Annotated in this window: 23 protein-coding genes and 4 tRNA genes; 25 read left to right on the top strand and 2 right to left on the bottom strand. The window is 46.3% G+C overall.

Going from position 1 to position 23,903, the window contains the following annotated elements; all coding sequences use genetic code 11:
- The first annotated feature begins 16 nt into the window (after nucleotides 1-16).
- From HYW89_01675 to HYW89_01725, 11 genes are all read left to right on the top strand, one after another.
- Nucleotides 17-592, top strand: a complete 576-nt coding sequence (locus HYW89_01675) for a methyltransferase domain-containing protein (GenBank protein ID QQG45612.1) — start codon at nucleotides 17-19, stop codon at nucleotides 590-592.
- Between the two features lie 2 nt (nucleotides 593-594).
- Nucleotides 595-1,872 (top strand): extracellular solute-binding protein, encoded by a 1,278-nt coding sequence (locus tag HYW89_01680; GenBank protein ID QQG45613.1) that lies wholly within the window; start codon nucleotides 595-597, stop codon nucleotides 1,870-1,872.
- Entirely contained in the window at nucleotides 1,869-2,876 is a 1,008-nt protein-coding gene (locus HYW89_01685) for a hypothetical protein (protein ID QQG45614.1), read from the top strand. The genes HYW89_01680 and HYW89_01685 overlap by 4 nt, the downstream gene beginning before the upstream one ends.
- A 76-nt stretch (nucleotides 2,877-2,952) precedes the next feature.
- Entirely contained in the window at nucleotides 2,953-3,312 is a 360-nt protein-coding gene (locus HYW89_01690) for a TrbC/VirB2 family protein (protein QQG45615.1), read from the top strand.
- Between the two features lie 37 nt (nucleotides 3,313-3,349).
- Nucleotides 3,350-3,703, top strand: coding sequence for a hypothetical protein (locus HYW89_01695; protein QQG45616.1), 354 nt, complete (start codon nucleotides 3,350-3,352; stop codon nucleotides 3,701-3,703).
- Nucleotides 3,704-3,726: 23 nt separating this feature from the next.
- Entirely contained in the window at nucleotides 3,727-3,975 is a 249-nt protein-coding gene (locus HYW89_01700) for a hypothetical protein (protein QQG45617.1), read from the top strand.
- Between the two features lie 197 nt (nucleotides 3,976-4,172).
- A tRNA-Leu gene (locus HYW89_01705) sits at nucleotides 4,173-4,256 on the top strand.
- A gap of 40 nt (nucleotides 4,257-4,296) precedes the next feature.
- Nucleotides 4,297-4,369 (top strand) — tRNA-Thr (locus tag HYW89_01710).
- Between the two features lie 220 nt (nucleotides 4,370-4,589).
- Entirely contained in the window at nucleotides 4,590-4,751 is a 162-nt protein-coding gene (gene rpmG / locus HYW89_01715) for a 50S ribosomal protein L33 (GenBank protein ID QQG45618.1), read from the top strand.
- Between the two features lie 66 nt (nucleotides 4,752-4,817).
- Nucleotides 4,818-4,889 (top strand) — tRNA-Trp (locus tag HYW89_01720).
- A 236-nt stretch (nucleotides 4,890-5,125) separates the two neighbouring features.
- Nucleotides 5,126-6,007, top strand: coding sequence for a hypothetical protein (locus HYW89_01725; GenBank protein QQG45619.1), 882 nt, complete (start codon nucleotides 5,126-5,128; stop codon nucleotides 6,005-6,007).
- A 462-nt stretch (nucleotides 6,008-6,469) separates the two neighbouring features.
- On the opposite strand, the gene HYW89_01730 is transcribed toward HYW89_01725, so the two are convergent.
- Nucleotides 6,470-6,889 (bottom strand): hypothetical protein, encoded by a 420-nt coding sequence (locus HYW89_01730; protein QQG45620.1) that lies wholly within the window; start codon nucleotides 6,887-6,889, stop codon nucleotides 6,470-6,472.
- Between the two features lie 492 nt (nucleotides 6,890-7,381).
- Between HYW89_01730 and HYW89_01735 the strand changes: the two genes are divergently transcribed.
- The 9 genes from HYW89_01735 (at nucleotide 7,382) to HYW89_01775 (ending at nucleotide 20,468) form a co-directional block, all read left to right on the top strand.
- Nucleotides 7,382-7,579: a hypothetical protein gene (locus HYW89_01735; protein ID QQG45621.1), complete on the top strand. Its 198-nt coding sequence runs from the start codon at nucleotides 7,382-7,384 to the stop codon at nucleotides 7,577-7,579.
- A gap of 78 nt (nucleotides 7,580-7,657) precedes the next feature.
- Nucleotides 7,658-8,188 (top strand): class I SAM-dependent methyltransferase, encoded by a 531-nt coding sequence (locus HYW89_01740; protein ID QQG45622.1) that lies wholly within the window; start codon nucleotides 7,658-7,660, stop codon nucleotides 8,186-8,188.
- Between the two features lie 46 nt (nucleotides 8,189-8,234).
- On the top strand, nucleotides 8,235-9,758 hold the full coding sequence (locus HYW89_01745; GenBank protein QQG45623.1) for an IMP dehydrogenase: 1,524 nt from the start codon (nucleotides 8,235-8,237) through the stop codon (nucleotides 9,756-9,758).
- Between the two features lie 74 nt (nucleotides 9,759-9,832).
- The gene (locus HYW89_01750) at nucleotides 9,833-12,397 is read left to right on the top strand and encodes a hypothetical protein (protein QQG45624.1); all 2,565 of its coding nucleotides are present in this window, start codon (nucleotides 9,833-9,835) and stop codon (nucleotides 12,395-12,397) included.
- Nucleotides 12,398-12,504: 107 nt separating this feature from the next.
- The gene (locus HYW89_01755; GenBank protein QQG45625.1) at nucleotides 12,505-14,928 is read left to right on the top strand and encodes an AAA family ATPase; all 2,424 of its coding nucleotides are present in this window, start codon (nucleotides 12,505-12,507) and stop codon (nucleotides 14,926-14,928) included.
- Nucleotides 14,929-14,960: 32 nt separating this feature from the next.
- Nucleotides 14,961-16,619: an endolytic transglycosylase MltG gene (mltG, locus tag HYW89_01760; protein ID QQG45626.1), complete on the top strand. Its 1,659-nt coding sequence runs from the start codon at nucleotides 14,961-14,963 to the stop codon at nucleotides 16,617-16,619.
- A 938-nt stretch (nucleotides 16,620-17,557) separates the two neighbouring features.
- The gene (locus tag HYW89_01765) at nucleotides 17,558-18,289 is read left to right on the top strand and encodes a hypothetical protein (GenBank protein ID QQG45627.1); all 732 of its coding nucleotides are present in this window, start codon (nucleotides 17,558-17,560) and stop codon (nucleotides 18,287-18,289) included.
- A gap of 60 nt (nucleotides 18,290-18,349) precedes the next feature.
- On the top strand, nucleotides 18,350-19,948 hold the full coding sequence (locus tag HYW89_01770) for a flotillin family protein (protein ID QQG45628.1): 1,599 nt from the start codon (nucleotides 18,350-18,352) through the stop codon (nucleotides 19,946-19,948).
- Nucleotide 19,949: 1 nt separating this feature from the next.
- Nucleotides 19,950-20,468, top strand: coding sequence for a hypothetical protein (locus tag HYW89_01775; GenBank protein ID QQG45629.1), 519 nt, complete (start codon nucleotides 19,950-19,952; stop codon nucleotides 20,466-20,468).
- A 34-nt stretch (nucleotides 20,469-20,502) separates the two neighbouring features.
- On the opposite strand, the gene HYW89_01780 is transcribed toward HYW89_01775, so the two are convergent.
- On the bottom strand, nucleotides 20,503-20,916 hold the full coding sequence (locus tag HYW89_01780) for a hypothetical protein (GenBank protein ID QQG45630.1): 414 nt from the start codon (nucleotides 20,914-20,916) through the stop codon (nucleotides 20,503-20,505).
- A gap of 270 nt (nucleotides 20,917-21,186) precedes the next feature.
- Here HYW89_01780 and HYW89_01785 point away from each other — a divergent pair, with 270 nt between their 5' ends.
- The 5 genes from HYW89_01785 (at nucleotide 21,187) to HYW89_01805 (ending at nucleotide 23,885) form a co-directional block, all read left to right on the top strand.
- Nucleotides 21,187-21,732 carry a 50S ribosomal protein L10 gene (locus tag HYW89_01785; protein ID QQG45631.1) on the top strand — a complete coding sequence of 182 codons (546 nt, stop codon included), beginning with the start codon at nucleotides 21,187-21,189 and terminating at the stop codon, nucleotides 21,730-21,732.
- 58 nt (nucleotides 21,733-21,790) lie between these two features.
- The gene (rplL, locus tag HYW89_01790; protein ID QQG45632.1) at nucleotides 21,791-22,168 is read left to right on the top strand and encodes a 50S ribosomal protein L7/L12; all 378 of its coding nucleotides are present in this window, start codon (nucleotides 21,791-21,793) and stop codon (nucleotides 22,166-22,168) included.
- Between the two features lie 7 nt (nucleotides 22,169-22,175).
- On the top strand, nucleotides 22,176-22,817 hold the full coding sequence (locus HYW89_01795) for a hypothetical protein (GenBank protein QQG45633.1): 642 nt from the start codon (nucleotides 22,176-22,178) through the stop codon (nucleotides 22,815-22,817).
- Nucleotides 22,818-22,912: 95 nt separating this feature from the next.
- A tRNA-Val gene (locus tag HYW89_01800) sits at nucleotides 22,913-22,984 on the top strand.
- Nucleotides 22,985-23,291: 307 nt separating this feature from the next.
- Nucleotides 23,292-23,885 carry a hypothetical protein gene (locus tag HYW89_01805; GenBank protein QQG45634.1) on the top strand — a complete coding sequence of 198 codons (594 nt, stop codon included), beginning with the start codon at nucleotides 23,292-23,294 and terminating at the stop codon, nucleotides 23,883-23,885.
- Nucleotides 23,886-23,903: the final 18 nt, after the last annotated feature.

Genomic DNA, 23,903 nt, shown 5'->3' on the forward strand with positions numbered 1-23,903 from the left:
TAGTAAAATAAAGACAGTGGCTGCAGAACAACCATCGGCTCTAAAAAATACCGGTACGACCAGCGGATTTCTTGATCCCGAACATATTGTCCGGTATTTTAACTTGCAAAAAGGAGACCACGTGGCGGATTTTGGGGCCGGACACGGATATTTCACTATCCCTCTGGCCCGGACCGTAGGAGGAGACGGTAAGGTTTATGCTCTGGATATTCAGAAATCGGTTTTGGACATAGTGCGCGCCAAGGCTAAAATTGAAAACTTATTAAATATAGAACCGGTATGGGCAAATCTGGACGAGACGGGTGGATCAAAATTAAAGGATAAGTTCATTGATTTTGTGCTGATCGCCAGTATTATTTTTCAAGCGGAAAAAAAAGAAAACTTGTTTTTGGAGGCTTACCGGATTCTACGCGATGGCGGGCGATTGGCGGTGATTGAGTGGGAAGAAACGCCAGTCGGAACATTTGGTCCGCCGTCCGAATTTCGGATAAAAAAGGAGTTAGTAAAACAATGGTCAAAGACGGCGGGGTTTTCGTTTGAACTGGAATTTGAAACGGGGTCGCACCACTACGGCTTAATGTTCAAAAAGTAGTTATGGCTCGTCCTCTAAATACAGTGCTTGTTGTGGCCGGACTGGTTGCGGTCATTTTGATTCTGGCTCTGGCGGGAATACTGCCGGGAAGGAAAACCGCCAAGCCCCAGCCCGCTACTTTGGAATTTTGGGGATTGAAGGACGATGACCTTTTGTGGCGTCCTATTCTGGAAAAATTCAGGAAGGAAAAACCCCACCTTACCGTAAACTATCGGCGTTTTGACGAAATCTCTTACGAAGAAAACCTTATCAACAAAATGGCCGAGGGCCGCGGTCCGGACATCTTTTTCCTAAAAAACTCATGGGTTGAAAAACATCGCGACAAAATTTTACCCCTGCCGCAGGAAGTTTTAAAATTTACCGTCAAAGATTTTCAAAAAACTTTTGTAGATGTCGCCTCTCAAGATTTAACCACCAGCGACAATCAAATCCTTGGTCTGCCCCTTTTTGTGGACACCTTGGCTCTTTTTTATAACAAAGATGTTTTTAACGCCGGGGGCGTGGCCGAAACGCCTAAAACTTGGGGCGAGCTGGAAGCTGTAGCCAAGAATCTTACCAAAAAAACTGCGGCAGGAGACATCACAAAGTCAGGAGTTGCTCTGGGCGGATCTTCCAACATTGAACACGCGCTTGAGATTTTAAGCGCTTTCGTACTGCAGGGGGGTGATAAAATTATAAATCGCGCTAACATGGCGCTGGAACTTGGCGCCCCATCCCGGGAGGCTCTGGATTTTTATACCTCATTTGCCAACGCTAAAAACCCAAACTTTTCCTGGACATTGCGCCAACCTAAGTCTCTGGACGCCTTTTCGCAGGAGCTTACGGCCATGGCCCTTGGCTTTGCGGATGATCTGCCCAGGGTTAAAGCCAAGAATCCGCATCTTAACTTCGGCGTATCTTTTCTGCCCCAGCGCGCCGATGCCAAAACCTTTGTAACTTACGGCAGTTATTTTTTCCCGACCGTATCCCGCCTTTCCAACAATCCGCTTCCTGCTTGGGAGTTTATTCTCTTTGCCGCATCGGCTGATTCTTCAGAAATTTATACTAAAAACTCGGGGAAGCCTCCGGCCCGACGCGATCTTCTGGCGAAAAACGCCGCGGCCCTTGAACTGGATATTTTTTATCGTCAGGCCCTTACGGCCAAAAGCTGGCCCATTACTGACGAAAAAATAACTCGCCGTCTTTTTGAAGATACGATAGAATCCGTAGTAACCGGGGGAAATACCACAGACACGGCCTTGAATCGTCTAAGGGAGAAACTTAGTCTTAGTCTGCCATGAAAATTATCCGCTATCGCACGCTTTCTTTTTGGACCGCAACAACTGGTTTGGTTTTAATTGCGGCTGTTTTCGCAATACCATTTTTTGTTTCTGCTCAAGGTATAATCCCGCAGTGTCCGGACCGAATTATTGTTGATTCTGCGGGCAAAGAGCTGCAAAGGATTCCCAACGTCTGTACGGCCTGCGACCTTTTTAACCTTTCTCAAAGTGTACTTAATTTTGTCTGGAGGCTATCTGCGGTAGGGGCTGCCCTGATGCTTGGTTACGGCGGGTTTTTGATGATTGTGCCGGGAATTGGCGGAGAAAAATCAGCAGCCATGTATGAGAAGGGTAAAAAGGTCCTAACCAACACAGTTATTGGCCTTGTGATTATCTTCTTTGCATGGCTGGCCGTAGATACTATAATAAAAGTGTTGGGGGGGAAAATAGCAGCTGGCTTTGGCGAAAATACGGAATATCTGGGCGGCGGAGGCTTTGAATTCGGACCATGGAACCGGATTAACTGTTCGCCCCCGGAAACCAGAAAAGTTGTAGCATCGCCCGCAACAAAACCAACAACACCTACGCCAGCCCCCATTCCATCCCCCACCACTAGTCCAACCCTAAATCACGCCGAAGCTCTTGGGATTTTTGCTGCTAATCGTATAAAAATTGAATCCAAGGGAAACTGTGATGACCGAAACAGCGCCGTCTGTACTTCTCTTGAGGGCCTAAGGAGAACCACCCTCAATCGTGTAGTACTGTTTAAACTGGAATGTAACTGCGAGGTTACCGTAAGCGGAGGAACAGAGACGGGACACGAAGCAGGACAGTTTAGTCATGCCAGCGGGTATAAGGTTGATATTAAAAGAACAGCAGCGGTTGACTCCTATATCACCCGTAACTACCGCAACGCAGGAAAACGCAGTGACGGAGCACAAATTTTTGTTGCGCCGGACGGAGCAGAGTTTGCGCGTGAAAGCAGTCACTGGGACGTAAGGGGGTGGGATGTAACCGTCCGCTAAAATTAATTAAGTAAACCTATGGATTACGTTTCAGCCACATTTTTAATCAATTTAATAGTTTTTTATATCGTCACCAATGAGTTGGTTGAACTTTAGGAGGGTGTTTTTAGGATTTGGGGTCTGGCTAAACTGTGTTATACTTACCTTGGTTCGCTCAACTGTTGTTTTTGCTCAGACCGAAATTCCCAACCCCATCAAATCGCAAGACTTCGGGGAGCTGGTAAAAACCATTGCCCGGGGAATACAGACTATTGCCTTGCCCTTGGCCGTTGTGGCCATTGTTTTTGCCGGTTTTCAGATGATTATTTCGTCCGGCAACGAGGCCAAGCTCAAGGAGGCCAAAAAAACACTGACTTGGGTTTTGGTGGGAACAGCCATTGTGGTTGGGGCAACGGTTCTGGCTGAAGTTATGGTAAACTTTGCCAAAACATTATAAAAGGTCGACCTTAGTTAATCACCATAGAAAAAATATAATGTCTAAACTATTAAAACTCTATCCTACCTTCGTGGTCGGCGCTTCCCTTCTGCCGTTGGTGGCCGGGGCGCAAACCCCCCAAACTCTGTCAGACATCATTCAAAAGATTAGCGGCACCCTGCAAACAATTATTGGAGTCCTTTTTGTTCTGGCCACGGTCATATTTCTCTGGGGAGTGATAAAATTTGTTGCCAGTGCCGGCGATGAAACTGCACGCAGCAAGGCCAAGGGTATTATGACTTGGGGCATAATTGGGCTGGCAGTAATGGCAGCCACTTGGGCAGTAGTTAATATACTGGTTAACTACTTCGTTGGCACTGATGCCGGCATACCACGGGGGCCGCGTCAATAACCAAAAATGTCAGCAACGAGAGTATGACAACCATTGCCGACCTCATTAAAAAAATAGAGATCGGACTTTTGAATCCGCTGATAAGTCTGCTTTTTGTTGTAGCCACGGTTGTTTTTTTCTGGGGCATTATTCAGTATGTGATCGGTGGTCATGGAGACCCCAAAAAACTTGACCAAGGTAAACAGGCAATGTTTTGGGGAATTATCGGAATGTTTATCATGCTCTCGGCTTGGGCCATTGTAAATATTCTTGCGAATTTTTTTAAACTCTGAGAAGTAATTAGGTGATAATCCAACCCCGCCCTTTGGGTTTCTCCCCAAAGGGCGGGGTTGAAATTTGAGCAATTTTTGACTATGATAAAGTTGTGGGCTCGCCCCGTTAGAGATTTAGATTGGATATCCTGGTGCACGTTTAAGAACCGAAGTTAAAGGTATGACTTCTTTTTAGGGCTCACCCTACATCTCTAACGGGGCGAGTAGCCGAATTGGTATAGGCGCTAGGCCTAGGACCTAGTGGTCGAAAGGCCGTGGAGGTTCGAGTCCTCTCTCGCCCATTTGCCCGTGTAGTTTAACGGCAAAACAACCCCACCCTTTGCCCAAGTAGCTCAGTTGGTAGAGCACGATCATGGTAAGATCGGGGTCCGCGGTTCGATTCCGCGCTTGGGCTGAACAAAGAGCGGGGTAAACGAGAGTTCAACTCTCTCCTCGGGCTCTGTTAAACATCGAGTGTTTAACATTAATTAATCAAATAGCTATGGCCCAACTTAATCTCATACGATTGCAGTGTACTGTCTGCAAACGCATCAAAGCCGACGCGTCGGTCGGCTCCCCGACTTCACTATCGTATTTAAGATCGTGCGTCGGGGCTACTGGACTTAAATAAAAATATGCCGCAACTAAATTTAATAAGGTTACAGTGTACCACTTGTAAACGCTATAACTACTGGACGCGAAAAAATATCCGCAAAGTTGAGCGGAAACTTCAGTTTAAAAAATACTGCAAATGGGATCGGAAACATACACTACATAAAGAAGCCAAGAAGACGTAGCTGTTCCTGAAAGTGGGTGCGTGGCGCAATTGGTGGCGCGTCGGTCTCCAATCCCGCCCTTTCATTGGGGGTGTAAGCTTAGCGGTAAACTGCGGGTCTCCAAAACCCGACTCCTCCGTTCGAATCGGAGCACCCCCGTTGAAAGGGCGGGACGAGCCCTGGCGCACCCGATACTAAAAGATAACCGCAACCTGCGCGGTTATTTTGGTTGGGTTGGGCTGGACTTGATAGAAAGCTGTAAGAAAGCTAACCTAAAGTTTTTCCCGGCACACACGCACTATTGACACTTAGAAAGAAGTACGTTACAATAATAGATAGAGCCGGGGCCAAATCTACGCCGGCTTCAGGAAAAAACTAGAAAGGAGAGTATAGGCATGAGTAAAACAATGGTTGTTGCCCCAATCATTGGAGCACTCGTAAAGAGCGAGGATATTCTTGGAAAAGATAGAGACTGGAACGCTATCAATGGGGACCAAAGCTATTTTCTGGAACGGTTCTTTGCTGCCAAAAATGAACTTCCCAGATACTCAGATAAAGAGCTTCGTAGCTGGGTAAGCTGGGTAGCGTCGGAGCTGAACGAGATCCTCAAGAAGGAAGGGTTTGACATTCAACTCAAAGACTTCGATCCAAGGACTTTCGGCGTCGTATCGATTCTTGATGTTCTAGTGGAGTGGTTAGCGGAGGGTAGCAAAGATAACCTTCGGGTCGGAGGTGTTAGTTACCCCGCGGTTAGGATGAAGCCCGCTGCTGAAGTTGATGGCACATTCAAAACCGTCTTTGAAGTTTATAGCTCACCTCGGCACCGGCATCCAATTGTAGTGCTTCATACAAAGTCTGGCGATAAACTTTACATGACAGTCGCTGATGGAGCCATGGATGGTTTCCGTCTCACCACCAAGATCGATGAAATCCGCGGGAGCTTACAGCCCGATAGAACACGCTATACCTATCTGAGGTTTCCGATGGTTGATCTCAACCAAGAGATAGATATTAGTTGGCTAATCGGGATGTGGACTGGCCAAGATTCCATCTCTCAAGCCCTACAACAAACAAAGTTCAAAATGAACCAGTTGGGGGCAAGAGTAAAGAGTGCCGTAGCGATTGCAGTGACACGAAGTGTTAATCGGGAGGTTGGACTAGATATTGACCAACCCTTCTACCTCTGGATTGAAAGGGACGGTGTTACGGTACCCGTAATGTATGCCTACCTCGATCAAGAGGACTGGAAAAACCCGGGCAATCTATCCGAGATGTAGGCACCAAGGGGTGTACGTGAGGAAACTCCGTACGCCCTATTTTTTATACAAAAGTGTTTGAGAAAGGCGAGTTTGACTTTTTTCTGAAATGGTCTAAACTATAGATAGTTTTGGGGAGACAGCATAGAACTGTTTTCCCGAGTAATCAACAAGGGAAGATGACCATGGGGTGGACTACATCTTTTCTCTGTTATATCTTAGGACACAAATGGTGTGTCTTACCTGACGAGCTTAGATACTCTCTTGTCAGTAGAATGTTGTGTCGGCGTTGTGGTGGTTCTAAGGTAACCGCCATACACGCCGCCTTGGGTGACGAAGACCATTAGGGGGGCGTATGTGGGGTTGCTCTCACACACGCCCCGTTTTTTATGCAGAAACTCCACTAAAATCTGGGGATGACCGCCAGCCGACTTCAAAGACTGACGCGGATAAGAAAAGAGAAACCGAGCGAACATGCTCGGCTTAATCATAAAGTTGCCACGGGAGAGCTTCATTTCTGAAGTTAAACCCACGGGCCACTTTAAAGGCGGTAGTCAAAAATCTTTTTGTGGGCTCATCAAGCTTCTCAAAACTTTCCAACCAAAGTTTTTTCGTCTCCTCTGGTAATGCATACGCGTCAAAATGGGGACTAGTGGTTACCACGCTTCCTGTCAAACATAATGCCCTTATAAACTCCGTTAGTTCTTCAGATTTCGGGTACGGTCCGTCCCAGTCAAATCCGAGATTCCCAAAGAAGTCGGGCTTTCCCGCTACGTGAGGCATATTCTTTAACTTGTAAAACAGCGTATGCCACGGTTCAGGAATGCGAAACGAAAACGGTACCCCACCCTGATGCAACAAAAGAACTAAGTATTTTACAAAATCGCCCAGCGTTACTTCCATTCAAGTCTCCCTGCAAAATCTATCTACGAGTATACTAGCTTACTGCTTTATAAGTAGCAACCCAGTGTATAATGCAACCCAATTTTGGACTCTTGAGGGGAAGTCAAACTTCCCTGAGGCAAATAAATTGGTAATGACTCGGGCTGAAGCGTCAGCATAAATTGTATCAGTTAAAGTCGTTTTTATGTTTACGGGGTTTTACGAGGTTCAACCTCGTAAATAAGGATTTATCTTAACATTCATTAGACGATCGTCCATAGAGTGTTAAGATAAGTTTTAGCCGACTAAAAACCCCTCTTTTACTCCTTCTGCCGGTCGTTCCAACAAACGTCGGCTTTACATTTTTAAAGAGTTTACGAGGTTAAACCTCGTAAGATATACGCGCCGTTCTTTTTTATGCAAAAGTATCCGAAAGAGACGAGTTTGACTTTTTTAGTAGACTTGTTAAAATTATATTAGTTCTAGCATCAGTTTACTGGAGGGAGGAAGACCATGGAACGAATGACGGTAAAAAAGAAAGTGGGCGAGACCGATAGAGTTTTGCTTTATGGGACTGACCATAATTACCACCTTATAGCTCGCACAGTGGATGATGTGGAAGTTGGCGACACGGTGGAATATGAGCCGTATGGGGTGAATTTTGGTTGGTTCAAGCGAGTAATTTATCGTCCCTCGTCAAAAGCGGTGTGATAATATCAATCCGCTTTTTCATTTGATAATAGCTAAATTAAATGATAACTTTGGAACGAAGAACTCTTCATCCCCCATATGGCTTCTCTCTTTTTTATTTTTATAACTTTGGTGCTTGCCGGGGCGGTTTTATTTTTAATTATTGAGTTTTACGTGGTAATAATAGGAGAATTTTTTGGGGCCCCATACGTAAAATCTAAAAAAGACAAAATAAAAACAATGCTGGAGCTTGCCCAGATTAAACCCGGAGAAAAGGTGATTGATCTTGGTTCGGGAGACGGTTCTCTTGTGACTGAAGCCGCGGGGCGCGGCGCAGAAGCAATTGGTGTTGAAATAAACCCCTTTCTTGTCTGGTACTCAAGATGGCGTATCAAAAAAGCCAATCTTCAGGATAAGACAAAGATTATCCGCGGCGACTTCAGAAACTTTTCTTTGGATCAGGCGAATGTTGTTTTTCTTTATCTCTGGCCGGAGACAGTAGCAAAACTTAAAGAAAAACTTATCAGAGAACTGCGGCCGGGAGCAAGGGTTATATCCAACGGTTTTCCTCTTGCCGGCTGGCACCCTCAAGCCGCAGAAAACGGCGTATTTCTCTACCGGCGCCGCTGAATTGCCTTTATTTTATAAATGCCTATACTGGAAACTGGCAGAAAACATGGACGGAGATGAAATTCTAAAAATAAACGGGGAGATATTTCAAGTGGCCGAAGGAGGACAGAGGCCAACCAGCGCAATTACTAAAGAATATCTTGCCCAAAAAGGGCTTCCTGCTGATATTGCACTGACTTTCGAGGACGTGACCATTTTAGATTTTAAGTCTGACGTCCCTTCCCGCAGCGCTATTACCGACACCAAATCGCGTCTGGCCCGCGATATTTTTTTGCAAACACCTATTGTCTCGGCCAACATGGATACCATTACCGAATCACAGATGGCTATAGCTCTCGCGCGACTGGGAGGACTGGGATTCATACATCAATTTCTTCCCATAGAGCGAAGGGTGGAAGAAATAAAAAAAGTGAAACGCGCTGACAGCGGAGTCATTGAAAACCCGTTTAACATTTCGCCCGAAGCAACCGTGGCCGAGGCAAAAAACTCAATGGAGAATTTTCAGATTTCCGGCCTCCTAGTTATTGACCCCGTAAGTGCCAAACTGGTGGGCATCATCACCTCCCGCGATGTCCGGTTTGAGACGATGCTTGAAAAACGAGTGGCGGAGGTTATGACCAACTCTCCGCTCATTACCGCCCCGCCCGGAACCACACTTGAACAAGCACGTGTAATCTTAAAGAAAAATAAAATTGAAAAACTGCCCCTGGTGGATAATGAGGAACGCGTAGTGGGCTTAATTACGGCCAAAGACCTTCTAAAAATTGAGCAATACCCCAAGGCCCTCCGCGATCCAAAGGGCCGCCTTAGGGTGGGAGCAACCATAGGGGTCAGCGGAAAATTTATAGAAGAGGCCGACCAGCTTCTCCGCGCCGGGGCAGACATTATCCTTATAGATACGGCTCGCGGATTTTCAACGAAACTTGAAGAAGCAATTAAAAACTTAAAAAATTCTTTAGGAGAAAAAGTAATAATTGCCGCCGGCAATGTTGATACACCCGAGGGAGCGTTACTTTTAATAGAAGCCGGCGCCGATGCCGTGAAAATTGGAATTGGCGGAGGCGCGGTTTGTAAAACCCGTGAGGGCCCGGGAGTGGGAGTGCCGCAAATCAGCGCGATTGCCGAGTGTACGGCCGTTGCCCTTAAACACCGTGTCCCCATAATTGCGGATGGAGGAATTAGAGGCGGGGCTGATTTTTGCAAAGCATTAGCGGCCGGAGCTTCCACCGTAATGATGGGCTGGATGTTTGCCGGATGCGAGGAAACGCCCGGAGAACCTTTTTATGAGGACGGAGAGCAATGGAAGATTTATCGCGGATCGGCCTCGCTTGAATTTCAACTATCGCGATCGGACCGCGACGAAGGAGAAAGAGTCCGCACGCCAGAGGGAGTGCCGAGACGCGTCCGCTACAAAGGGGAAGCCGCTGATGTGATACACGAACTTATGAGCTACCTCCGCTCTTCTATGAGTTATGTAGGCACCTGGACACTGGAGGAGTACAGAAAAAAAACAAGGTTTAGGAGACAGACCATTTCCGGATACGAGGAGGGAAAACCGGCAAGACCATAATTGTACCTCCGATCCCTTTACAAATTATTTGAAACCTACATAATGGTCCGTAGGCCCTTGAAAGGAGAATCAGTATGTCTGCACGTATAGGTGCTGAAGAGCTAAAAGAAGCCATTACTAAACTCAAGACCCAACCACGTTATTTAAGAGCTCCTTCCGGAAAAAAGGTTCTTAAAAAAGCAGTTAAGTCCGGACTTGATTGGAAAAAACTAGAAGAACTTTTTGGCAGATCACAATCAGCCATAGAAAAAGCGCTTAGTTATCATGGGGTTGCCAAGCCCCGTAATAAAACTTCTGATTATAGCGAAGAACAGCTAAAGATTGCAAAAGAAAAATATACTGCATCGTTTTTGGTTGAATCTAAACAGGGGTCGGCAGAACTTAGCCAACAAATGGTTCAAGCATTAAATGCCCAACGCCTACAGGAAGGTAAAAAAACAGTAAGTCTAAACGCGCTGCGCTGCGCCATACACGATCTTAAGCCCGATTGGAAATGGGGCTGGCCCGCAGCCAAAACAACCGCAACTAGTCCGCGGACTAAGCGGGAAGAAAAACCGCCAGAATTTCTCCAACGACGCTGGCCCGAACCGGAAACAATAGAAGTACCACGTGACAAATGGGAACGTCCCGGAGCACGGGTTGCCTATCTTTCTTACAGCGCTTATAGAAATAGCGGCTGGCGTCAAGGACTACCGCAGCTAGCCGTAGAAATCGCAGCAAACTACGGCTGTCACTTTCCGGTATTTGCCGGCGGACTGCTTGATAAGGAGTGGGTTCAAAAAGAGGTTAAAAGGCTGACCGCCAATTTTGGCAGAAGATACGCTGGTGAGATCACGGAGCATGTTAAAGACGAAATCGTTCGGGCGCTATTGTCCACTCTCCCTAAGTCCAAAAAACCAGACGGAAGCCTAGCGCGCTGGTATTTAATGGCCAGCATCCCTTACGACGGCCCGGAACAGCAGGCAGAGGCAATTTTAAGAAGACTGCAGGAGCTGCGCGAAGACGTGAGACAATATAAAACCGGTGGCGAAAGAATAGAGATTAAACAACCAGACGGAAGACCAAGTATTTGGCATGGTGTGGTGCTTCCCAAAAAAAGACGTCTTTCCTCAAAATATATGAGCGCCAAACCAGAACGGGATATTGAGGACGTTGAAGATCAAACCTCAAGAGGTTATCCGGATCTTTGGGTGCATGGCACTTCGGCAACGGCCATCTTCAAACCCAGCGGTGAACGCGCGGTGCCCTATATAACTCTTCCGGCTATACATAAACTAGAGGCCGAAAAAAAACAAATCGCGGAAAATCAGGTTGGTCTTGCCATTGTTGAGGAAATGCCGGACGGCGACCGTTTAATTCACTGGTGGAGTTTACGTGACCTCATTGCCCGTGAACGGGGATTTATTACCGGTATAAAAGAGGGCGCAACCGATCTTCACAAAAAAATCGTTGCCATTATAAAACGGGAAGGGGCACGCCACCCCGGCCGTTTGGCAGATGAACTTGGAATTGACCGGCAAACCCTAAATCAGGAAATTCAATTTCTGGTAGAACCGAAACGCTCCGGCCGCCTTACTTGGCCGGGACTACAGTATGACGAACACTCTCAACGATATGATTTCCACGGAGACTGGACTCAGGAGATGCTTCGCTATGCCCTACCCAGAGACGGCGAGGGCTGGCATGAAGATTCTTTTCTATTTTTTGGATGCTTGCATGCAGGATACACCACTACTGACTATGACTTTGTAGTAAAGAACTTCCCTGAAATTATTCTTAAATATGGCATTAAGGTTCTGGCGGGGGTTGGTGACTTTATAGCGGGACTCCATCATAGCTTCATGCATAAAGGCGAAATTTTCCAGTTGAACAATACCGAGCAGGAACAGTTTGCCGGAGAGATCGTGGCAACCGTAATCTATAAAGTCTTTACGGCCAGATTTGAGGAAGCACTGAAATTATTTGAGGGACGAACCCCCACCACGGAAGAAATAACTTCTTTGGTTGATAAATCGCTTCTTCTCTTCCTGATTAAGAAAGGGAACCACGACACGTGGCAGGAATATGACGGCAATACTGCCCTACAGAAATTCTACGATACGTTAACCGCACTTCTTCCTTACCATCTTCGGGTCTATCTTGCAGGAAAGGGTTTTACTACTATTGATCCTACGGCTATTGTCAGAAAAAAAACGGTTCTTGTGCCCGAACACAGGCCCGTCTACACCCTTCCCTCCGGAATAAATGTTGGTTTAACCCACCCCCACATGGCCCGCGCTGATACCACCTCTTTAAGAGCAGAAAAGGCGCTTAAGTTTTTCGCCCAAAGATACGGATGTCAGGTTGTAGGTGTAGCCAACTTCCACGTTGCAGTTTGCGCCCATAAATGGTGGCCTAAAAACGGACAGTGTGTTGTCATGCAAACGGGAACCGAGGTCATCCTTACAGACTTTGAGTATAACAAGCTGAAGGGTCTTGACTTCGGACCGCTACTCCTTAAAACACTTTCTTATAAAGGAAGAATTTACAGAACAACAATGGCGGCCTTTAATAAGCCGCTGCTTACTGAAGAGGAAATTCCGCCAAAATGGACGGACGTGACGAAACTCAAGAAGAGACTGGGACTTCTGGGATATTAGTTCAAAACAAAAACCCCCTCGGGGGTTTTTCCATTTGGATTTGATAAAAACAGCAACTTATGCCTATAGTAGACCTAGACTTTTGAAATCATGAAAGGTGGTTGTTTATGGCTCGTAAAAATAAGGGCCCCGGACGAGGCGGTGGCGCGCCTCCGCAAAACATTCTTCCCTGTATCTGGGCGTACGCACCCGTCTACTTTCCCGGTGCCGACCTCAAAATTTCAGTCAAGAAAAATCAGGAACTTATAGAAAGACTAACGGAATCGCCGTATATCATTGTTGCCAACGTAAGAGAAGAAGCGCAGGAAGACGCAGACGAAAATTTCCTACAGGTAAGTATTCTAGCAAAAGTGCTGCGGTTTAGCGAACAAAACAGCGCACTTATAATAGACCTTCGACTAAAAAAAAGAATAGCAATCGTGGGCTGGCCAACAGCTAACATACTAAGACTGGCAGAGTGGGAAGACGTGTACGAAGAAAAACCAACGGAAGAGAATATGCAAAACCCGGAAGTTACCGCCAAAATCCTGAAATTAATTGAGGCGCCAGCCCGCATACGTGAACTACCCCCAAGAATGCCAAGCGATTGGTTCAGTAAAGGAAGCCTGAACTCAACCATAGATCTCCTGGCCTATCTTCTTAACCTGCGGCGCTCCTCGCGTGTAATCACGAGGCTCCACGAAATTCTGGAGGAACTTAACATTATAAAAAGACTAGATCTCCTCGTCAAACTTCTAGACGACATGGCTGCGCTGCCAGACAACTTCAAACCAGACCACCCGGCGGCCCAAACCAAGACGCCGGATACACCAAGCGGCGCTAGTGAGAACAGCCCGCAAAAAAGATACGAACAAATCAAGGATAAATTGCCGGAAGAGGCACGGAAAGAGATTGAAAAAGAGTTAGCCAGACTACGCCGGGGTATGCATCCATCCGAAGCTTCCATGACCATGGACCACTTGGATCTTTTACTATGGCTACCTTGGGAAGTTTATACCGAAGATACAAAAGACCTGCGCGAAGTAAAAAAAAGTCTGGACGAAGACCACTGGGGCTTAGAAGATGTTAAAGAAAGAATACTGGAATTTCTGGCCGTAAGGCAGCTTAATCCTTCCGCCAAATCACCAATTCTTTGTTTTGTCGGACCGCCGGGTGTTGGAAAAACATCACTGGGACAGTCAATTGCGCACGCCCTCGGAAGAAAATTTGCGAGTCTCGCTTTAGGCGGCATGAGAGACGAGGCCGAAATCAGAGGACACGGCGGCACTTATATAAACGCTAAACCCGGCAAAATCATTGAAGAACTTTTAAGATGCGGCAGTGCCAACCCGGTATTTATGCTGGACGAAATTGATAAGGTTGGGCAGGACTGGCGAGGGGACCCGGCCGCGGCACTGCTGGAAGCACTAGACCCGGAACAGAACCACAGATTTTACGATCGGTATCTTAATGTTCGTTTTAATCTGTCACGGGTTCTGTTTATTACTACGGCCAATATCGTGGATACCATAGTTCCGGCATTGATAGACCGAATGGAAATTATTGAACTCCCGGGCTATACGCCGCTGGAAAAACTAAAAATTGCGCAGCAACATTTGATAAAAAGAAGGAGAAAAGAAAACGGGTTCCCGGTAAAACTGGAGGATGGCAGTTTTGTGGATTTAAATTTCTCGGACGGAGCAGTATTAAAACTTATTCACCAGTATACCCAGGAGGCTGGGGTAAGAAATCTGGAACGGGAAATTGATGAACCATTCCGCAAAATAGCCAAAGAGATACTGATGGGCGAAATCCCATCCCAACATACAGTAGATATTACCAAACAAAATCTCCATATTTACTGCGGGAATCCGCCATTAGTAGAGCGTCAAGTGCCAGATACGCTGCCGCCGGGTGTGGTACCGATTCTAGCCGTATCTGATGCGGGTGGCCACGTGTTTGAGGCAGAGGTAGAAAAAGGGTTTCACGCTGGCGGAAGAAAGATCACTATTACCGGTGTACGGGAATCGTTGGAATCAAAGGAGTCTGTAAATAAAATAGAAGAGTCGTTAAAAATTGCGTTTGATGCCTTAACGATGTGCGGAAGAATACTCTTTGAACGTACGAGAGAACTTGAACAAGACGGCCCGCTCTTTGTCAGAGGTAACATAACTAACGGCGGAATACCCAAAGACGGCCCTTCAGCCGGCGTATCGCTTTGGTTAGCAACTTACGGCGCCCTTACCGGACAATCGGTCAAACCAACCAAAGATACTCCCCTGCTGGCCGCCACCGGAGAAATCACGCTAAATCTAAATATGGTTCGCGTTATTGGCGGCATCCGTGACAAAATTTTGGCGGCGCACCGATACGGCATTAAAAAACTTATCATCCCCAAAGATAACGAACCCGAACTTGAGGACGTTCCCAGAGAAATACTGGATGAGGTGGAAATAATCCCGGTACAATCAATGCTGGAAGCGCTGGCCGTTGCTTACCCCGACGACCAACGCATAAAAAAATATATTGAAAAAGCACAGCAAGGCTCGTAACGAGCCTTGTTTTTTGTTAAGATAACAAAATCATGACGTTCAAAAACCGTAAAGAAGCGGGGGAAAAATTAGCAGAAGCGCTCTTAGGCTTCAAAAACGCCAAGAATACACTTGTCCTTGCGCTGCCGCGTGGAGGAGTTGTGGTTGGGTACGAAATTTCGCAGGCTCTCAATTTACCGCTTGATATTGTGGTACCGCGCAAAATTGGTGCGCCCTCTGACCCGGAGTATGCCATTGGCGCAATTACTGAAAGCGGAGAAGGAATTTTTAATACCCGGGAACTAGCCGGCATTGACCAAGACTGGTTTAAAAAAGAAGTTGAAAAAGAGAAAAAAGAGGCGGAGCGCAGACTCAAGCTTTATCGCGGCAATCGTCCTTACTCCCAGCTTTTAGGAAAAATAGTAATTATCGTTGATGACGGAGTAGCGACGGGATACACCATGCGTGCGGCCCTTAAATCAGTACGCGGCCAAAAACCACAAAAAATAATTGTCGCAGTGCCGCATGGAGCCAAAGATTCACTGGAACAATTGCGTAAAGAAGCCGACGAGGTAATTTCTCTGATTGAGCCGGAGTGGTACGGAGCAGTTGGAATGTTTTACGAAGAATTTCCTCAAACTACTGACAAGGAAGTAATTCAACTTTTAGGCGGAGTCGGGCGCAAAGAAACGCTCACAATCAAACATGACGAAAAAAGGAGTATAAAATTTAGAGTATTTATCTTAATACTTATTGCGGCCGCGGGTTTAATTATAAATGAAGTCTACTTACCTCACACCAAATTTCTCAATGCCCAAACAGTAGAAATAGCGCCCGGTCTTGGCCCACGTAAAATTGCGGAGCTTCTTAAACAAAACGGCGTCATAAGATCAAGGTGGACTTTTATACTCTATACAGCACTAACCGGTCGGGCCTCTGACCTTAAACCCGGAAATTACGTATTCTTTAATTCTGCCGCAATCCCATCTGTTGTCCGTGACCTTGTACGCGGCGGAACTAACGAGATCGCGCTTACTATTCCAGAGGGATGGAGCACTAAAGATATTGCCCGTTATCTGGAAAGTCGGGGGCTTGGAACCTACCACGATCTCCTAAAACTTATATCTGTCCAGCCTCCGGGGTTGGACAAATTTGACTTTCTTAAAGATAAACCAAAAAACGCCGGACTTGAGGGGTATCTTTTTCCTGACACCTATAGAGTTTTTAAAAACGCAGTGCCGGAAGACATTGTGGTAAAAATGCTTGAAAATTTTGATAAAAAGCTGGGGCCGGAGCTACGTCAAGAAATTTCCCGCCAAGGAAAAACTACTTTTGAAATTATAACTACGGCCTCGCTCATTGAAAAAGAAGTGGTCTCGGACGAAGATCGCGCGCTAGTTTCGGGGATTCTTTGGAAACGGCTTGAAACTGGAGTTGGACTTCAGGTGGATGCAACCATAAATTATATCACCGGTAAAAAAACTACAAAAATTTCACGGGAGGAAACCCAAATTGACTCACTATATAACACCTATAAATACCGCGGCCTTCCTCCGGGGCCAATTGCCAACCCCGGCCTTTCCGCTATCCGCGCGGCTATTTATCCCCAAGAGTCGCCGTATCTTTATTATCTTTCCACACCCAACGGACAAACCATATTTTCAACAACGCTAGAAGAACACAATCTTGCTAAGGCAAAATATCTAAAATGAAGCTCTCTGTGTCAAAAACGCGGAGTATCTTGATTAGTACAAAAAAATTAGAGGGTGGGTCATACTGACCTACCCTCTAGTTCAATTTCCTTCAGAAAACTATCAATCCAATCGGCCTTTTCTTCGGGCCGAGCAAATTTATCGGGCATTCTTTATAGCGTCGCAAAGGACCGCCCTGCCGACCCTCAGTGTATAATACGCCAAACACGCGTTGAAAACAAAAACACCACTATTACAAAATGCGGCTGATTCGTCCCGCATTACTAACACGGTTTCTCCGGCCTTAAACTCTTTTCCGCAAGTTGAACACTTGGTAAGGGTTGGTTTCTCCCAAGGCGGATATCTTTCCTCCACCACCCCTTTCTCCCTTCTCCCTAAGTAGGACTACGTAAATGAAGCTCCACGGGCAAGCCCGTGGTATCCACGGTTACACTTATCAAGCCTGCGGGCTTGCCCGTGAAGCGAAATCCCGCACCGAAGACCACCATTCATCCACGGGCAAGCCCGTGGTCTTCTGGTGCGTGGATAAAACAAGGCGGCTAGTATGCTCTATTCAACAGTTATGAATGTAACTTCTTGCGCCCTGATAATTTCTGTTCCGGTTGAATCAACGACCTCCACCTCCGCCCATTTAATGAAGGTGGATGGAGACCTCCACTGATTAATCGCGCAACCTGTGATCCTAGCGAATTTCCTAATCGCATCGGACGCAGTAAAAACATGTCTTGAACTTAGGATAACAATTATTGGTGTCTCTGTGTCGTGGGCCTTACCCGCTTTATAGATTACAAAACCTTTCATCGCCTACCCCCCCTTCTGTCTACCTCAAACTTACCACATTATCAAAATCTTGTCAATATTGACAAACAGTTGACAGAATCCTTACACTGTGCTACTAATCTCAATTGGTTAGGCACCTTGATATCAAAGGAGCAGCTATGTGGTTTATCGTAAAAGAATGGCTTACCTATACTTTTGGCAACCTTTTTGGATTTATGGAGTATCTGGACAAGGTTTTTGTCTTTTGGACGTTTCTTGCAATTGCTATAGCCAGCGGAGGTCTTCTGCTAGCGACGTTTATTATTGGCGAGGTTAGCGAGCTTTTGGGTGATATTTTTGGGGGAGCCGGAGATACTGACCACGACCTTGGCCACGGGGCTGACACTGACGTCGGTGCAGACCACGATGTTGATCATGACTTTGGACATCTGGACTCTGACATGGCCGGACTCTCCAGTCCTTCTTTTCTCTCTTTCAGAATACTGCTTGCCTTTTTTGCCGGCTTTGGAGTAACTGGTGCCATTGCTACCCACTACAAAGAGGCAGTAATCGTCAGCAGTCTTTACGGACTTGCGGTTGGAACAGTATTGATGATCCTGATGTATTTATTTGTGGCTCTTCTTGCCTCGCAACAAGCCTCATTCAACGTCAGCGAAAAAGACTTTATTGGAAAAGAGGGATACGTAACTGTAGAAGTACCCATAGGAGGCCTCGGACAAGTCCTGCTTGATACTGGTGCTGGTTCTATTACCAAGCTTTGCCGGGCCATAAACGACGAACTAATTCCGGAAAGAAGCGTTGTTAAGATAGAAAGGACGTTGGGAGGAGTTGTATTAGTAAGCAGAGTCAAAACCGACCCCGTTGGCCAAGAGAAACGTCCCACCCCTTAAGGGGTGGGACCGCAACGGGCCCCTCGCCAAAAAAGGCGAGACCAGCAAAAGGAGGCTTGAATGTTTGGATCGTTTCTGATACCGCTTCTCATTGTATTTGGGGCCTTCTCTTTCTTTGCCGGCCTTGCACTCTGGGCAAAGAGATTTTACAAGATCCCTCCTGACAAGGTAGCCATCATTACCGGTAGAAAAAGGCGGCTGGGAGAAGGCAAAGACGCCAAAGTAGTTGGTTACCGACTCGTACGCGGTGGCGCAACCTTTGTCTGGCCTGTTCGCGAAACCATTATGTATTTGCCGCTTAATCTTATTACCATTATGGTTGATGTCTCGAAAGCTTTTAACAAAGATCTCGTACCGGTTTCTGTAGATGCGGTGGCTAACGTTAAGATCAAAGGCGAAGACACTGCCATTGCTAACGCGGTGGAATGTTTTTTGACCAAACCTAACGAAGTTGAAAGCACGGTAAAACAGACACTGGAAGGACATCTCCGTTCAATTATAGGTACTCTTACTATTGAGGAGCTAAACTCTGACCGGAAAGCATTTTCTCAACGAGTTACTGAAGAGGCGGTGGTGGACCTTGAAAAAATGGGGATTGGTATAAACAGCATTGTTATCAAGAAAATTTCTGATGACCAAGGTTACCTGGAATCCCTCGGTAGAAAACGTACAGCTGAAGTAAAACGCGATGCCGACATTGGCGTTGCGGAGGCAGAGGCGGACGCTAAGAAAAAGACTACAGATGCAGCTCGCGCTGCAGCAGAAATTGCTGCCGAAAACGAACGCCAGATTGCCGAGGCGCAAAAGAAGCTGGAAGTGCAAAGAGCAACCTATCAAGCGGAGATCAACAAAGAAAGGGCCACCGCAGAACAGGCTGGCCCCAGAGCCAAAGCCGAGGCAGAAAAAAGTGTCTTTGTCGCAATGGAAAATGCCAAAGCAGCTCAAGCTGGAGCTGCTGCAGACTACGAAAAACAGGAAGCGGGGCGCCGCGAACAGGCGCTTGTGGCTACGATTATAAAACAGGCTGATGCCGAGCGACAAGCAACAATTCTTGAGGCCGAAGGCAAAGCTGTCGCCAAAGTAAAAACCGCAGATGCGGAGAAACAGGCAGCAGAACTGGAAGCAGAAGGTAAAGCAGCCCTAGTCAAGCGTGCAGGTGAAGCTGAGGCTGAAGCTAACAGGGCCAAACTTCTGGCTGAAGCTGATGGTACAAAGGCCAAACTTCTGGCTGAAGCTGAAGGTATAAAGGCCAAACTTCTGGCTGAAGCCGAAGGTAAAGAGAAGTTGGCCGAGGCCCTAAAGAAACTGGATGAAGCCGGCCGGATGCTGTTTATCATGGAAAAATCGCCGGAAGTAATCACTGCGGTTGGAGAAGCTGGCGGTCAAGTAGCGCGCGGTATTTTTGAACCGCTGGGTGCATCGCTAGGGGCCATTGACAGCATCAACGTATACGACTCTGGGGGTGGAAACGGCAGTGGTAAAACTGCAGTGGAAAGAATGACCAGTATTATCCCGGGTATAGTTTTTGACTTTCTGGCCAAAGCCAAGGCCAACGGCCTGCCCGAACTTGCCAGTCTGGTTACTAATGCTCTTCAGAGTATGAACGTCAGGGTGGAAAAAGATACAGAAGAGCCCCGGCCAGTTGAGGGTCAACAGTAAAATGACAGAACCCGCTATACAGGAAAGGCACCAAGATCCGTCAAACAAAAAGGCACAAAGATACTACCCCCTAAACGACAGTGCAAAGATTGATGCCGTAGTTGTTCACTGCTCTGATCCGCGTTTTCAGGAAGCATTTAGACGCTTTATAAAAGAGGAACTTAAAATGGAGCATCCTGCACCACTTGTTGTCCCGGGCAGTATAAGCTCTGTGGGACTTGAACTTGCTATGCCCAAACACTTGAAAACCCTTAAAGATCAGGTTGCATTTATGCTAAAGCACGGAGAACGGCCGCGCCTTGTACTTATAAACCACGAAGATTGTCGCGCCTATGCAGCCTTCCATGGAAAACTGATGCATCTTCTGCTAAATAGACAGCTTGCTGACCTTAGAAAAGCTGCACAGATCTTTCAAAAGATTGTTCCTACTCTAAGCAACTTACCGATTTCGGTGTATATGGCCAGACTGGACGATAAAAAGCCGCCCGAGGAGCGGGTATACTTTGAAAAAATAGTCTAAATAAAAAGAATGGGTCGTTTGACCCATTTTGTTTTTAGCTAAGTACTGGAAGCAGGACAAGTCCAAAGAACAGCGATAGAATACCAAAAAACATTTTTGACGAGTTTACCTCGTAAATGCCGTCCGGCCCTGTCTCAACGGAAAGATACAATAGCCGCGATCCCAAAATTTGAAAAACATAGGCAAGTGCAATAACCAACAAACCGAATAGGGCAAACCAGGAACCAATCAACAAACCAGCAACACCTCCCAGGGGACCAGCAAGAAGCGTGCCAACTCCGGCCGAACCAGAAAGGACTACTAAACTCACTATGAAAGTAAGCAGGGCAGCAACTATTAAGTACCAGTGGTACAAAAAGTTAGCGGCCGACTTGAGAACTTTAAGGGGTGGTGTACTTTTCAGCACCATCACAAGCGAATAAAGAAAAGCTACGCCCAGTCCAAACATGGCTGACCCCCCACGGATGAACCAGATAGGAGCTTTGTCTAAGCTAGCCCTATCTGGAGGTGCCACAACCACCTTACAATATCAAGTGCTTTTTTGTCAATGTTGACAGGTTTTCTCACTTGACTAATTATTGTTTTCCTTTGTATACTTATCTTATCGTTCCAAAGACCGCCGGCAGGCAACAAAATGCCGCAAGTTTCCGGCAGAGGAGCGCTAAATAAATTTAGATAATTTAGCTTTGGTCTTTGGGCGGATATACGCCTATTTTTTATGTTAACCAAGAGCCAGAAGCAAAAAATAGTTGAAGATCTTACCGACAAATTTAAGCGAACCAAAATCGCGATTTTTAGCGACTTTCGGGGCATTTCTGTTGCCAAATCCCAGAATCTGCGGCGCCTATTGAAAAAAATAGAAGCAGAGTATAGGGTGGCCAAAAAGACACTGCTTGACCGAGTGCTGGAGAAACTTGGCTTGAACTTAAAAACAAAAAGTATGGAAGGGGAAATCAGTGTTACTTTTGGCTACGGGGACGAGATAAATTCGGCCAAAACTCTGTTTAAGTTCGGCAAAGAGAATGAAACCTTTAAAATTTTGGGGGGAATTTTGGGTGAGCGAATCTTAAACGCGCAAGAGGTTATTGCGCTGGCTAAACTGCCGCCGCGCGAAGTTCTATTATCCAAACTTGTTAGTGTTCTTTCTTCTCCTATACAAGGACTGGTTACGGTTCTTGGGGAAAATATAAGAAACTTGGTCGTCATTATTAATAAAATAAAGGAGGTAGAGGCAAGAAAGACGCAAATGGCTACGCAAAAATAAACGCAATTGCGTTTAAGGTTGCGTGATCAGTTGCATTTACGATTGCTTCTAACACATTATGGATAAAGAAAAATTTATAGAAACCATAGAAAAAATGTCAGTAATTGAGCTCTCAGAGCTCGTCAAGGCCCTTGAGGAAAAATTTGGCGTGTCTGCCGCCATGCCCATGGCCGTTGCAGCTGTTTCGGCCGGAGACGCGGAAGAAGGTGAGAAAAAAGAGGAAAAAACCTCTTTTGCGGTTGAACTTACCGGCGCCGGAGGGCAGAAAATACAGGTTATTAAGGCGCTCCGGGAAGTAACAACTCTTGGCCTTAAAGAGGCCAAAGACCTTGTGGAGGCCGCTCCAAAAGTGGTAAAAGAGGGTGTGGCCAAAGAAGAAGCCGAAGAGATCAAAAAGAAACTGGAAGAGGCCGGGGCAACGGTAACTATAAAATAGGAGACTTATGGAACAGGTATTAGAAAAACTCTTTGAGTCGGTGCCAAGAGTCCGACTGCTTCGGCTTTTTATGCGAAATCCAGAGGCGGAGTTTACTTTTCCTGATATTGTAAAAAGAAGCCAACTACGCAGCCGTGCTCTCCGCGTAGAACTTAAAAAACTTCTAAAAATCGGGCTTATTAAAAAGAAAAGGGCCATCCTCCGTTATGAAATTGTTAGGAAGTCACGATCTCGGAAAAAGCCACCCAAAATAATCATAAAAACCAAACGAACGCAGGTATTTTTAACTAATCAGGATTTCCCGTTTCTAAAAGAGCTTCAAGATTTAATCATAAGGGCCACTGCGGCTTCGCGTAAAAAATTAATCAGACAAATAAAGGGGCTCGGCAAAATTAAACTTGCTGTATTGTCTGGAATATTTATAAATAGCGACAACTCCAGAACCGACCTACTTATTGTTGGAGATGGCATTAAAAAGTCGCTGATGGAGAAGTTTCTAGAGCAAGTAGAGTCAGAGCTTGGCAGATCGCTGCAATACACAGTTATGGACACGGCCGAGTTTAAATACCGGCTTGATATGTATGACCGATTCCTGCGGGATATTCTTGAATATCCGCACGATAAATTGATAAATAAGTTGCACGTGTAATTTCAAAATCGTCCCGGCCGGCCGGGACGATTTTGAAATTGCTTTTTAAAAATATCGGGCTAAAATATAGTCAGTGTGAAAACCGAATTCACACTGGGCGACTAGCTCAGTGGTAGAGCGTTCCGTTCACATCGGAAAGATCACAGGTTCGATCCCTGTGTCGCCCACACTTTAGAAAAACGCAAATTATCAAGGTCCGCCTCGCTTCGCTCGGCGATTTTATCGTAAGGTTCTGCCCACACAAAACGGAACTGGCGGTCGTGCGGTAAAAGAAAATTTTTCTATTATCAAAAACAGTTGAAATGGCCGACTTTTTGTTGCTATTGACATAATATATAAAATTTGCTATAATATAAACAGTGGGATTGCTCTTTGTTGTTGTCAATTTTTCCTTACAACACATTAATGCGGAAAATATATTTATGTGTTAATGTGTTGTAAGGAAATAAAAAAAACTTACGAAAGGAGGACACAATGGGTGAGCATTACATGGCGGATGGTTTCTACCAAGGACGAATCACTTCCATCAAACGGGCGGAGAGTAGGAACGTTTACGAGGACGAACATCGAAAGCAACTCGTTGTTTCAGTAGACGGCGTGCCCTTTCTGGTTCACAAGAGGGACGTTTGCCGCCCACTGAGACGTGGTGCGCTCGTGGTGTTCACGGCCAACGGCGGCTGGATCTCGTACGACCCATACAAGTTCGATCAGAAGTGGCATTACCGCATCGAGTGGCTGGCGGAGGAGGCCAAGAAAAGGAACGTGAAAGGTTCCCGGCATGGTTTCAAGGTGTGTGTCTTTGACCAGCTTCAAGTTCCTGTGCCGCACACCGATGTCTGGAAGAAAGGTCCATTCATGTCCGAGAAATTGAAGCCCGACACGGTTTTCCGTCCAGCTCTCAAGTTCCCCACGGACATGAATCGGCGTGACCAGAAATTCTTCCAGGGAACCATGCGCGCTATCGCAGCTGGCGTCCCCATCAACCCCCTTCCCGAAAGCGCCTACCGAGAGAGGTGTCCGCACTATCCGTTTTCGCCGTTCAAGGCGATTTGCGGAGATTGTGCATAGCACCAACGACGGGTGGTC

The organism is Candidatus Sungiibacteriota bacterium (assembly GCA_016432465.1).
Taxonomy (GTDB): Bacteria; Patescibacteriota; Minisyncoccia; order Sungbacterales; family HO2-52-23.

Coding starts and splice junctions, on each gene's coding strand:
- HYW89_01680 (QQG45613.1), top strand. CDS start 595: ATGGCTCGTCCTCTAAATACAGTGCTTGTTGTGGCCGGACTGGTTGCG.
- HYW89_01685 (QQG45614.1), top strand. CDS start 1,869: ATGAAAATTATCCGCTATCGCACGCTTTCTTTTTGGACCGCAACAACT.
- HYW89_01690 (QQG45615.1), top strand. CDS start 2,953: ATGAGTTGGTTGAACTTTAGGAGGGTGTTTTTAGGATTTGGGGTCTGG.
- HYW89_01695 (QQG45616.1), top strand. CDS start 3,350: ATGTCTAAACTATTAAAACTCTATCCTACCTTCGTGGTCGGCGCTTCC.
- HYW89_01700 (QQG45617.1), top strand. CDS start 3,727: ATGACAACCATTGCCGACCTCATTAAAAAAATAGAGATCGGACTTTTG.
- rpmG (QQG45618.1), top strand. CDS start 4,590: ATGCCGCAACTAAATTTAATAAGGTTACAGTGTACCACTTGTAAACGC.
- HYW89_01725 (QQG45619.1), top strand. CDS start 5,126: ATGAGTAAAACAATGGTTGTTGCCCCAATCATTGGAGCACTCGTAAAG.
- HYW89_01730 (QQG45620.1), bottom strand. CDS start 6,889: ATGGAAGTAACGCTGGGCGATTTTGTAAAATACTTAGTTCTTTTGTTG.
- HYW89_01735 (QQG45621.1), top strand. CDS start 7,382: ATGGAACGAATGACGGTAAAAAAGAAAGTGGGCGAGACCGATAGAGTT.
- HYW89_01740 (QQG45622.1), top strand. CDS start 7,658: ATGGCTTCTCTCTTTTTTATTTTTATAACTTTGGTGCTTGCCGGGGCG.
- HYW89_01745 (QQG45623.1), top strand. CDS start 8,235: ATGGACGGAGATGAAATTCTAAAAATAAACGGGGAGATATTTCAAGTG.
- HYW89_01750 (QQG45624.1), top strand. CDS start 9,833: ATGTCTGCACGTATAGGTGCTGAAGAGCTAAAAGAAGCCATTACTAAA.
- HYW89_01755 (QQG45625.1), top strand. CDS start 12,505: ATGGCTCGTAAAAATAAGGGCCCCGGACGAGGCGGTGGCGCGCCTCCG.
- mltG (QQG45626.1), top strand. CDS start 14,961: ATGACGTTCAAAAACCGTAAAGAAGCGGGGGAAAAATTAGCAGAAGCG.
- HYW89_01765 (QQG45627.1), top strand. CDS start 17,558: ATGTGGTTTATCGTAAAAGAATGGCTTACCTATACTTTTGGCAACCTT.
- HYW89_01770 (QQG45628.1), top strand. CDS start 18,350: ATGTTTGGATCGTTTCTGATACCGCTTCTCATTGTATTTGGGGCCTTC.
- HYW89_01775 (QQG45629.1), top strand. CDS start 19,950: ATGACAGAACCCGCTATACAGGAAAGGCACCAAGATCCGTCAAACAAA.
- HYW89_01780 (QQG45630.1), bottom strand. CDS start 20,916: ATGTTTGGACTGGGCGTAGCTTTTCTTTATTCGCTTGTGATGGTGCTG.
- HYW89_01785 (QQG45631.1), top strand. CDS start 21,187: ATGTTAACCAAGAGCCAGAAGCAAAAAATAGTTGAAGATCTTACCGAC.
- rplL (QQG45632.1), top strand. CDS start 21,791: ATGGATAAAGAAAAATTTATAGAAACCATAGAAAAAATGTCAGTAATT.
- HYW89_01795 (QQG45633.1), top strand. CDS start 22,176: ATGGAACAGGTATTAGAAAAACTCTTTGAGTCGGTGCCAAGAGTCCGA.
- HYW89_01805 (QQG45634.1), top strand. CDS start 23,292: ATGGGTGAGCATTACATGGCGGATGGTTTCTACCAAGGACGAATCACT.